This window comes from Actinosynnema sp. (genome assembly GCF_052038725.1).
In genome coordinates, this window is record NZ_JBQGCX010001103.1 from 1 (window position 1) to 2,584 (window position 2,584).

The following is a 2,584-nucleotide window of genomic DNA, read 5'->3' on the forward strand; positions in this document are numbered from 1 at the left end:
GCACCTGACCGGTGGTCACCAGCGTCTCCACCGCCACCCGCGAGGTGGGGTCCTTGGCCAGCAGCGCGTCCAGGATCGAGTCGCTGATCGCGTCGCAGATCTTGTCCGGATGCCCCTCGGTCACCGACTCGCTGGTGAACAGCCTGCTGCTGTGCTGGCTCACGGCACTCCCCACTACAGAGATCAACGATTGGCTACCTGACCGTCCCGGCGACGCTCCGCACCGCCTCGTGAACGCTCCGAGCTTACTGACGGCCGGGCTCGGGAACCTCTGAGGACGACCGGCCCGCGACCACCGCGTCCCACAGGATGGACGCCAACTGGGCCTTCGAGCCGTGCGGGATGGGCCGCTCGGTCCCGTCCGAGGAGAGCAACCAGCCCTGGTTGTCCTCCCCCTCGAAGGCGCCCCCCGAACCGACGTCGTTGACGACGAGGAGGTCGCACCCCTTGCGCCTGAGCTTCGCCCGACCGTGGTCGAGCACGCTCGCGCCCGCGTCCCCGGTCTCGGCGGCGAAGCCGACCACGGACTGGCCGGGGCGGCGCGCGGCGACCAGCTCGGCCAGGACGTCCGGGTTGCGGGTCAGCCGCACCGGGTCCGGGTCGAGGTCGCCCTTCTTGATCTTGTGCTCGACCAGGTCGACCGGTCGGAAGTCGGCGACGGCGGCGGACATCACCAGCACGTCGGCCCGCTCGGCACAGGCGTGCATCGCGTCCCGCAGCTGAAGGGCCGTGCCCACCCGCACCAGCTCCACGCCCGCCGGCTGGACCAGGTCGGCGGTGTGCGCGGCCACCAGGACCACCTCGGCGCCGCGCTGGGCGGCGACGCGGGCGATGGCGTAGCCCTGCCTGCCGGACGAGCGGTTGCCCAGGAAGCGGACCGGGTCGAGCGGCTCGCGGGTCCCGCCCGCCGAGACGACGACGCGCAGGCCCTCCAGGTCGCGCGGCAGCGCGTCGCCGCGCGCCAGCAGCAACCGGGCCAGCTCCACGATCTCGACGGCCTCGGGCAGCCTGCCCTTGCCGGTGTCCTTGCCGGTGAGCCTGCCGCTGGCGGGCTCGGCCACGATGACGCCCCGCGAGCGCAGCAGCGCCACGTTGTCCCGCGTCGCCGGGTGCTCCCACATCTCGGTGTGCATCGCCGGGACCAGCAGGACCGGGCAGCGCGCGGTCAGCAGGGTGTTGGTCAGCAGGTCGTCGGCCAGCCCGTGGGCGGCCTTGGCCAGCAGGTTGGCCGTGGTGGGGGCGACGACCACGAGGTCGGCCTCCTGGCCGAGCCGCACGTGCGGCACCTCGGGCACGTCCGTGAACACGCCGGTTCGGACCGGCTGCCCCGACAGCGCCTCGAAGGTGGCGGCGCCGACGAACCGCAGCGCCTCCTCGGTGGGCACGACGCGGACGTCGTGGCCCGTCTCGGTCAGGCCGCGCAGGACCTCGCAGGCCTTGAACGCGGCGATGCCCCCGCCCACCCCGAGCACGACGCGGGGTCTGGCGGGGGCACCGGGCAGGTGCTCGGTCACTCGCCCTCGGTGTGCTCGAGGAGGCCGGCGTGGATCTCCCGGAGCGCGATGGAGAGCGGCTTCTCGCGCGGGCCGGGCTCGACCAGCGGGCCGACGTACTCCAGCAGGCCCTCGCCGAGCTGGGCGTAGTAGTCGTTGATCTGGCGCGCCCGCTTGGCCGCGTAGATCACCAGCGCGTACTTCGAGCTGACCTGCTCCAGCAGGTCGTCGATCGGCGGGTTGGTGATGCCCTCCGGCGACCCGGACAGGGGGCCCAGCTCGGTGTGCGTGGTCACTCGTCAACGCTCCTGCGGTCGGTGTTCGTTCAAGCCTCGGTCGTCCCGCGCCTCGCGGCGCCCGCCCGTCCGGGCCCCGACCTGCGGGGCTCTGCGGGGCGGCTCCTGCTGTGCGGACCCGGTGCGCTCAGGCGCCGGGCAGCGGGCCGACCACCAAGTCTAGCAACTTCGTCGCCGCCGAACGCACGTCGTCGTTGACGACGACCTCATCGAACTCGGGTTCGGCCGCCAGCTCCTGCCTGGCGATCGCGAGCCTGCGCTCGACGACGGCGGGGTCCTCGGTGCCGCGGCCGGTGAGCCGGGCGACGAGGTCCTCCCAGGAGGGCGGGGCCAGCATGACCAGCCGCGCCTCGGGCATGGCGGCCCTGACCTGCCTGGCGCCCTGCAGCTCGATCTCCAGCAGGGAGGGCAGGCCCGACGCCAGCGCGGCCTCCACCGGCGCCCTGGGGGTGCCGTAGCGGTTGCCCGCGAACTCGGCGTGCTCCAGCAGCTCGCCCGCGTCGACCATGCGGTCGAACTCGGCGCCGTCCACGAAGTGGTAGTGGACGCCGTCCAGCTCGCCCGGCCTCGGCTTCCTGGTGGTCACCGAGACGCTGGAGTGCAGCTCGGGGTCCCTGCCGCGCAGCTCGGCCAGCACGCTGGACTTGCCGACGCCGGAGGGACCCGACAGAACGGTGAGGCGGGGCCGGGCGCGGACGCCCGCCCCCCCCCCGGGGCCCGCACACACACGCCCCAGAACTCGGTGAGCAGCCCCCTGCGCGGGCGGTCGCCCACGCCCCCCAGGCGGCGGCGCGG

At 74.0% G+C, this 2,584-nt stretch carries 4 protein-coding genes; all 4 read right to left on the reverse strand.

Annotated elements, in window-relative coordinates; all coding sequences use genetic code 11:
* A partial coding sequence (locus ACTUAL_RS23300) for an S-adenosylmethionine synthetase N-terminal domain-containing protein (RefSeq protein ID WP_440901734.1) occupies nucleotides 1-163 on the reverse strand: 163 nt, incomplete at its 3' end.
* Between the two features lie 82 nt (nucleotides 164-245).
* The gene (gene coaBC, locus ACTUAL_RS23305) at nucleotides 246-1,514 is read right to left on the reverse strand and encodes a bifunctional phosphopantothenoylcysteine decarboxylase/phosphopantothenate--cysteine ligase CoaBC (protein ID WP_440901733.1); all 1,269 of its coding nucleotides are present in this window, start codon (nucleotides 1,512-1,514) and stop codon (nucleotides 246-248) included.
* Nucleotides 1,511-1,789, reverse strand: coding sequence for a DNA-directed RNA polymerase subunit omega (rpoZ, locus tag ACTUAL_RS23310; protein WP_015103666.1), 279 nt, complete (start codon nucleotides 1,787-1,789; stop codon nucleotides 1,511-1,513). The genes coaBC and rpoZ overlap by 4 nt, the downstream gene beginning before the upstream one ends.
* Nucleotides 1,790-1,916: 127 nt before the next feature.
* Nucleotides 1,917-2,525 (reverse strand): guanylate kinase, encoded by a 609-nt coding sequence (gene gmk, locus ACTUAL_RS23315; RefSeq protein WP_440901735.1) that lies wholly within the window; start codon nucleotides 2,523-2,525, stop codon nucleotides 1,917-1,919.
* Nucleotides 2,526-2,584: the final 59 nt, after the last annotated feature.